8 protein-coding genes and 1 pseudogene are annotated in these 6,146 nt (G+C 68.8%); 3 read left to right on the top strand and 6 right to left on the bottom strand.

Annotated elements, in window-relative coordinates:
• Nucleotides 1-277: 277 nt before the first annotated feature.
• Nucleotides 278-642: pseudogene (locus ACWDZ7_RS39935) on the bottom strand (single-stranded DNA-binding protein); the annotation flags it as partial.
• A gap of 137 nt (nt 643-779) precedes the next feature.
• Between ACWDZ7_RS39935 and ACWDZ7_RS39930 the strand changes: the two are divergent.
• The 3 genes from ACWDZ7_RS39930 to ACWDZ7_RS39920 all read left to right on the top strand — a co-directional run bounded on the left by ACWDZ7_RS39930 (nt 780) and on the right by ACWDZ7_RS39920 (nt 2,001).
• Complete coding sequence (locus ACWDZ7_RS39930; protein ID WP_451803670.1) at nt 780-1,007, top strand: helix-turn-helix domain-containing protein; 228 nt, start codon at nt 780-782, stop codon at nt 1,005-1,007.
• A 109-nt stretch (nt 1,008-1,116) separates the two neighbouring features.
• Nucleotides 1,117-1,458 (top strand): hypothetical protein, encoded by a 342-nt coding sequence (locus ACWDZ7_RS39925; RefSeq protein WP_451803669.1) that lies wholly within the window; start codon nt 1,117-1,119, stop codon nt 1,456-1,458.
• A 78-nt stretch (nt 1,459-1,536) separates the two neighbouring features.
• Nucleotides 1,537-2,001, top strand: a complete 465-nt coding sequence (locus ACWDZ7_RS39920) for a hypothetical protein (protein WP_451803668.1) — start codon at nt 1,537-1,539, stop codon at nt 1,999-2,001.
• 84 nt (nt 2,002-2,085) lie between these two features.
• On the opposite strand, the gene mihF is transcribed toward ACWDZ7_RS39920, so the two are convergent.
• From mihF to ACWDZ7_RS39895, 5 genes are all read right to left on the bottom strand, one after another.
• Nucleotides 2,086-2,400, bottom strand: coding sequence for an integration host factor, actinobacterial type (gene mihF / locus ACWDZ7_RS39915; RefSeq protein WP_451803671.1), 315 nt, complete (start codon nt 2,398-2,400; stop codon nt 2,086-2,088).
• A 128-nt stretch (nt 2,401-2,528) separates the two neighbouring features.
• On the bottom strand, nt 2,529-2,837 hold the full coding sequence (locus ACWDZ7_RS39910; RefSeq protein WP_451803667.1) for a hypothetical protein: 309 nt from the start codon (nt 2,835-2,837) through the stop codon (nt 2,529-2,531).
• Between the two features lie 138 nt (nt 2,838-2,975).
• Nucleotides 2,976-3,665, bottom strand: coding sequence for a recombinase family protein (locus ACWDZ7_RS39905; protein ID WP_451803666.1), 690 nt, complete (start codon nt 3,663-3,665; stop codon nt 2,976-2,978).
• Nucleotides 3,666-3,725: 60 nt separating this feature from the next.
• The gene (locus ACWDZ7_RS39900) at nt 3,726-3,869 is read right to left on the bottom strand and encodes a zinc finger domain-containing protein (protein ID WP_451803665.1); all 144 of its coding nucleotides are present in this window, start codon (nt 3,867-3,869) and stop codon (nt 3,726-3,728) included.
• A 582-nt stretch (nt 3,870-4,451) separates the two neighbouring features.
• On the bottom strand, nt 4,452-6,026 hold the full coding sequence (locus tag ACWDZ7_RS39895) for an ATP-grasp domain-containing protein (RefSeq protein ID WP_451803664.1): 1,575 nt from the start codon (nt 6,024-6,026) through the stop codon (nt 4,452-4,454).
• Nucleotides 6,027-6,146 lie beyond the last annotated feature (120 nt).

Raw genomic sequence — 6,146 nt, 5'->3', positions numbered from 1 at the left:
GGACCGTCTACCTGCTGATCAGCAGCTTCAAAGCCCACCTGACCAACACGGCGCAAGATGCCGCCAGTTCGCATCGGATGCGATAGGCGTCGGTTCCCAGGTAAGCCCAAAAGGAGCCATGGGATGATCTTGAACCGTTGAGGGCCTGGTCAGGCGGCCGGAGTACGCCGGAATCGTGCCGTAGCGTCTGCGGCGATCAGAACGGGTGGGTCTCGGCGGGAGCCGTCGCCTGGGGCTGACCCGTGTCCGCGGTGGCGGAGCGCGGTGTGGGAGTGGTGCCGCCGGGGCGGTAGGTCTTGGTGACGGACGCCTTCGCGTACGTCAGGGAGGCGGCGATCTCCTCGGCGTCGATTTCGAGACGGTGCGGCGGGTGCCTTCCTTGTCGTCGAAGGTGCGCTGCTTGAGGCGGCCGGTGACGATGACCCGGGCGCCCTTGGTGAGGGACTGGGCGGCGTTCTCGGCGGCCTGGCGCCAGATCGAGCAGCGCAGGAACAGCGCGACGAATTCGTTGTGCTCGCGGTCGAAGACGCGCGGGGTGGAGGCGATGGTGAACCCGGTGACGGGCAGTCCGGAGTTGGTGTGCCGCAGTTCCGGGTCGGCGGTCAGGTTGCCCACCACCGTCACCAGCGTCTCGCCCGCCATGTCCGCCGCCCTCTCCGTGCTCCTGCGTCCACCGTACCGGCCGGGATGGGGCGGGATCGGGCGAACCCGTACCGCCGCCGTTCGTCTCACGCGATCATGTCGGGGTCTGCTTGTCCTACGAGAAGGGGAGCCCGTTGATGTCGAGGAAGAAGCCGGCCCGCAAGCTGATGCCCGGTCCGGAGCGCGACAAGGTCGCAGCTGACCTCAAGGTCCAGTACGAGGCGGGGGTTTCGATCCGGGCTCTCGCCGGGGCCACCGGCCGTTCCTACGGTGGGGTCCACGGTCTCCTTGTTGACGCCGGTGTGGAGTTCCGCTCGCGTGGCGGCGCTGTACGGGGGGCTGCTGCTTTGCCGGACGCCGGGTGAGCGCCAGCGGGAGCGAGCCGGGGCATGTTCTGGAGAAGTCCGGTTCCTTCGCCCTGCTACTGGATACCGTGGCGCCCGTTCTCGATGAGCACGATGAGGGGGCGGGACGATGGCGAAGCGGTCGGTCCGATACGTGATGCCGGTGATGGTCGAAGTTGACTGCGACGACGACACGGTGACCCGGGTGGTCACGCTGCCGGAGGAGGTCCGTGAGGACCGCGATGACCTGGGCCACTTCCTCACGTACGACGAGAAGTTCGTACACCGGGACAGCGACGAACAGCCGCAGCTCCACGCTTTCACCGTCGGTGAGCCTCGCTGGGAGTCCCAGTTCCGGGTCGGCGGCCCGGCGAACTGGCTGAAGACGGATGAGTGGGAAGAGGGCTTCGACCTCGCCGAGGACGACGAGCGGTACGGGGAGAGCAACCCGTATGACCTGCGGGAGCGGTAGCCGGGGCCCGTCGCACGTACGTGTCGGCCGTGGCGGGTTCCGTGCTCTGGAGGGCCGGGGTCGCGTACGTTCGTCGTCATGGTGTCGTACGCGAAGGACGAGCGGTGGATCGCGCTGGCGAAGGTCCTGGTGCCGCTTCTGGAACGCAGCGACCCCAAGGGGGCCGGCGGTTACGGCGGCACCTTCCAGGTCCGCCTGCCGCGAGAGGAAGCGGCACAGCTGGGCGGCGTGGACTTGATCCGGGCCGCGCTACGCAAGGCAGCCCGGCAGTTGGGCTGGACATCGCGTACGTACGGCTTCGGGGGCGGCCCGGAAGACGCCTCGGCGCTGATCGGTATCTACGACACGCGTGAGGCCCCGGAGCCGTACGCGCAGGTGGTGGAGCAGCGGATGCGGGCCGCGGTCGAGCGGGGCTCGGTGAGGCTGGCGGGGCTGCTGGGCGGGGACAGGCCAGCGCCGGGTACGCCGCCGTTGCGCGGGACTCCGGTCCTGCAGACGAAGGAGTTCATGGCGGCGGTGGCGGAGCACGGCCTCCTGGGGTGAGCTGCTGTGGCCAGCGGTCTCCTCCTGCGGGGGCTCCGGCGCCCGGGGCCGGAGCCCTTCTGGCCGGGCATCGCGTCGCTGGCGTCAGTCCTTGGGCCCGAACCGTTCGAGGAGAAGGATCTCCTGGTTGCTGCTGAGACCGCGCACGCGTCGGCTCTCGGAGATGCCGAGCTCCTTCATGATCTGCGTCGCGCGGATCTTGCCGATGCCGGGAAGAGCGGCGAGAAGTGAGTGGACGGGCATCTTGCCCACCGACGTGGTGGGATCGGCGATCACCGCGTTCAGGGTGAGCTTGCCGAGCTTGAGGGCCTCTTTCACCTCGGCCCGCTCGGTGCGTGCGGCGGCGGCCTTTTCGAGCGCGGCCGCTCGCTGGGCCTTCGAAAGCGGGGGAAGCGCCATGGACGCTCTGTCCTTCTCCTCGTACGACACAACGGCCCCCATCATGTCCCCACCTGCGCCGCGTTGACCAGCAGGTTTACGGGTTCTCCCCAGAACCGGTCCCGGGCGGCTCGGGCAGTGGCGCGCTGTCAGCGGGGTTTGCCGCCCATCGGGGTACTGATCACGCTGACCTTGTGGTTCTTGTGGAACTTCGCCGCGGTGCGGCGGACTTCCAGCAGTTCCTCGTACAGCGGCTGGAGTGCGGCGAACGCCTCGGCGGCGCTGTCGCAGATGGGTCCGGACCGGATTTTGGAGCAGGGGAAGCCGCGCAGTTCGGAGGCCCAGCCGCCGGGTTCGCCGTCTTCGGGCTCCAGGTAGCAGAGGTGGCCTGTGGGGCCGGTCGCGTCGTGGATCTCCACGTAGTGGGGGTCATCGGTGGTCTTCAGTTCCATGCCCATCGGGGCTCTCCTTCTGCTCGTTCGGGTCAGCGGCCGCGGGGACCTCGCGGCCGCCGTACGGCCCGAACGGCTCACACGTTCCCGGGGTGTTGGCGCCGAGCTGCGGTCCGCCGCCCTTGGTGCGGTGCATTCCGGCAATCACGCGCTCTCCTCGGATGTGGTGTCAGCGTCGGCTTCGGCCAGGACGCGGTAGACGGTGGCCACCGACGGGTTGTCGCCCTTGTTCACTCCGGTGGAGATCACGAGTTTCTGTGCGATCTCGGGGACAGACATGCCCTGGGCGCGTAGGGTGCGGGCGTAGTCGATCTGGTGGTTGTCGATGACCTTGGGGCGTCCGCCGTGGCGGCCCCGCTCGCGGGCGGATACCTGGCCTTCCAGGGACTTCTCCCGGATGTACTCGCGCTCGGACTCGGCCATGCCGGCGAAGAACGCGAACAGAGCGGCGCCGTGCCCGGAGGGGTCGTAGACCCCTTGGAGGGGGCCGGTGAGGAGTTCGAGCTGGATGTCGTCGGCGCGCAGGGTCTCGGCGATGGTCAGGAGCTCTGCGGCGCCGCGTCCCAGCCGTTTCATCTCATGCACCGTGAGGATGACCCGCTGTTGCGGGACGGCCTTCTTGATGTTCTGCCCGTAGGCGAGGGCCTTGACGAACTCGGGCCCCACCTTGATCCGGGTGCTGATCTTCTCGGAGAAGACCGGGTCGCAGCCCGCCTCATGGAGGGCGTCGAGTTGGCTCTGTAGCTCCTGCGCGGCGGTGCTGCAGCGGGCGTACCCCACTCTCGTGGGCTTCACCTGGGCCTGCGGGGCGGCGGCGTCCACCGCCGGGCCCATTTCCCACACCCGGCCGGGGCCGCGGTCGGCGGGGGTGCGGACTTCGAGTTCGGCGCGGAGCTAGGGGACGAGCATGAAGCGGGGGGTGTGGTACTTCGGGGCGACCTTGCCGCCGCGGGTGCGGCAGGTGCTTCCGGCGGGGACGGAACAGGTCGGGCAGTCGAACTGTTCGACGGCCGTGGCCAGTTCGGCGAGCGATGTCATGTCGCAGAAGCTACATCAGGGACCATTGTGCGAGCCCCGTTTTGCGAGAAGTTATGAGAACGACGAACAGCGGCAAAACGGACGCGATTCAGCGGCCCTTGCTCGTTCTCAGAACTACTCATTTCTGCGAGCACGAAGCGTGACCGCCGGGGCCCATGGTTGCCCTCGGAGGTGCGAGCACGGTCAGATAAGACCGCCTCCACCCGGGCGTGAACGAGATCGCCGGTTCCCATCCGACCACCCCAAAGAGCGTCGTAGGGTGGCCGCTCACTGAATCAGGGGAGGCGGCACATGTCCGAGGAACTTCAGAGATCGTCTGGGGGCGGCATCAGTTACGCCGACGTCGTACCGGACACGGCTGGGTCCGGACTGGGGCTGCCCGGCATCGTCGATGGTCCGAACGCGGGCCTCAAGATGCCGGAGCGCGTCGACTTCGCCATCGTCGACCTGGCCGACCGCACGCTGCGACCGAGATCCGTCGAAAGTACGACCGCCTCGTCCTGGCTCTCACCCGCACTGCCAGGACCGGGCTCGCCCTGCACTGAAACCGCTGACGTCGCCGACACCAGACCAGAGCCTGCATCAGCCACTACCGCCGACGAGACCACTCACCGTGGCACACCGGCTGTAGTTCCGGGAGAGTGCTAGCACGGCGAGCGCGATGTCGGCGCCCTGTCGGCCGAGCTGGTCGGCGTACCGGTTTACTACCGCGTTCTCCCAGGCCAGCTCCGAGGCTGGCAGTCCCGCCTGCTGTCGCGCGGCTTGGTCGCGCCGGGCGAGTTCGGCCCGGCGCAGCACCATCGAGACGATGTGGCCGTCGAGTTCACTGACCACCGAGCGGGTGTCGCGTGCGTCGGAACCCGTCGGGACGGCCGTGCGCCGGGACACCACCGGCGTGGTCACAGCAGGTCCTGAGGCTCGGCGGGAAACCCGAGTGACGAAGGTAAGCCGTCCGATCGTCTCACGGGCCAGAGCGAGGGCCCCCGTCGCGGTGTCCGCGTGGGCGCGGGCCTGCGCCAGACGGGAATCGGAGTTCTGCGGACCGACCAGCTTGTGACCGAGCTTGCCCAGCAGATCGAGCTGGACCCCCTCGGCGAGGGTGCTGTCCGCACCGGCGATCTCGATCAGGGTGCCGGTCTCCGGTGCTCCCGCGAACCAGATCGCCTCCGCGCGCCTAGCGCGTTCCGGGTCGGCGAGCACAGCACGCAGGTCGGGGAGCACCTTTTCGCCGATGCACTGCCTCAGCTGGTACTCGACCAGGTCCACGCCTGTCGCGTCGGTGACCATGTTCCAGATCTCGTCGCCTCCGACGCGCAGATGGGTCTCGATGAGCCGTGGCCCGGACTCGGTGAGCACGACCTCGGTGTGGGTGGGGCCGAACTCCACTCCCAGCGAGTCCAGGGCAGCGCTCACACAGGCGCGGATCACCTGCTCCTGTTCCGGTGCCAGCGGGGCGGGCATCACATGGCCGAGCTCCACCAGGCTGGCGGGGTCGGAGTACTTGCGTGTGATGGCAACGGTGACGTGCTCGCCGTGTTCGGAGAACGCCTCCACGCTGTACTGGTCGCCGCGCAGAAACTCCTCCGCCATGACGTCGGCCGGCTCGCCCGTGCCGCGGGCCCGGGAGAAGGCGGCATCGGCCTCCTGCGGCGTCCGGATCACCGACACTCCCGTGCTGGCCGTGCCGCGCTGGGGTTTGACCACGCACGGGTAGCCGTGGGACGTGGCGAACTCACGCAGCTCGTCCGGACCGGCCATCTCGGCCGATACCACGGCCTCCACTCCTGTTTCGGCGAGCCGCCCACGCATGGCGCACTTGTCGAAGGTCAGCCGGACGGTCTCGGGGTGGTGGGTGGGCACACCCAGCGCCCGGCCGACATCGGCGGCGACTTCCTGGCACTGGTCCGCGAAGGTGCCGATCCGGGTCACCGGGTCGAGTGCGTGGATGGCGCGGGCGAGTGCGATCCACTGCTCGTCGGGCGCGTCGGCACCGACCGCGATGATGCGGGCGTGCCCCTCGGGCTCCTCCAGTTTGGCCAGATGTCCGGGCAGGCACAGCACGCTGGTGGTGATGGTGCAGTCCAGGGCGCACCCGCGGGCGCGCATCCGGCCGGGAATATCGTACCCGTTGCCGAGGACCAGGACGTGTTCTGACATGGTGCCGCCTTCTGTGCTGAGGATTGGTTCGCGGCCGGTGGGCGCGGTGTGGTCGCGGTGTGGTCGCGGTGTGGTCGCGGTGCGGCGTCGGAGTTGATGTTTCACGCGAAGCACCGCACA

The organism is Streptomyces sp. NPDC003032 (assembly GCF_053591415.1).
The sequence above is the reverse complement of the archived record's forward strand: the minus strand, read 5'-3'. Positions and strand labels throughout refer to the sequence as shown.

Bases quoted from the DNA above. Each gene is read 5' to 3' on its own strand.
- ACWDZ7_RS39895 (WP_451803664.1), bottom strand. From the start codon at position 6,026: ATGTCAGAACACGTCCTGGTCCTCGGCAACGGGTACGATATTCCCGGC.
- ACWDZ7_RS39905 (WP_451803666.1), bottom strand. From the start codon at position 3,665: ATGGGCCCGGCGGTGGACGCCGCCGCCCCGCAGGCCCAGGTGAAGCCC.
- mihF (WP_451803671.1), bottom strand. From the start codon at position 2,400: ATGGCGCTTCCCCCGCTTTCGAAGGCCCAGCGAGCGGCCGCGCTCGAA.
- ACWDZ7_RS39925 (WP_451803669.1), top strand. From the start codon at position 1,117: ATGGCGAAGCGGTCGGTCCGATACGTGATGCCGGTGATGGTCGAAGTT.
- ACWDZ7_RS39900 (WP_451803665.1), bottom strand. From the start codon at position 3,869: ATGACATCGCTCGCCGAACTGGCCACGGCCGTCGAACAGTTCGACTGC.
- ACWDZ7_RS39920 (WP_451803668.1), top strand. From the start codon at position 1,537: ATGGTGTCGTACGCGAAGGACGAGCGGTGGATCGCGCTGGCGAAGGTC.
- ACWDZ7_RS39930 (WP_451803670.1), top strand. From the start codon at position 780: ATGTCGAGGAAGAAGCCGGCCCGCAAGCTGATGCCCGGTCCGGAGCGC.
- ACWDZ7_RS39910 (WP_451803667.1), bottom strand. From the start codon at position 2,837: ATGGGCATGGAACTGAAGACCACCGATGACCCCCACTACGTGGAGATC.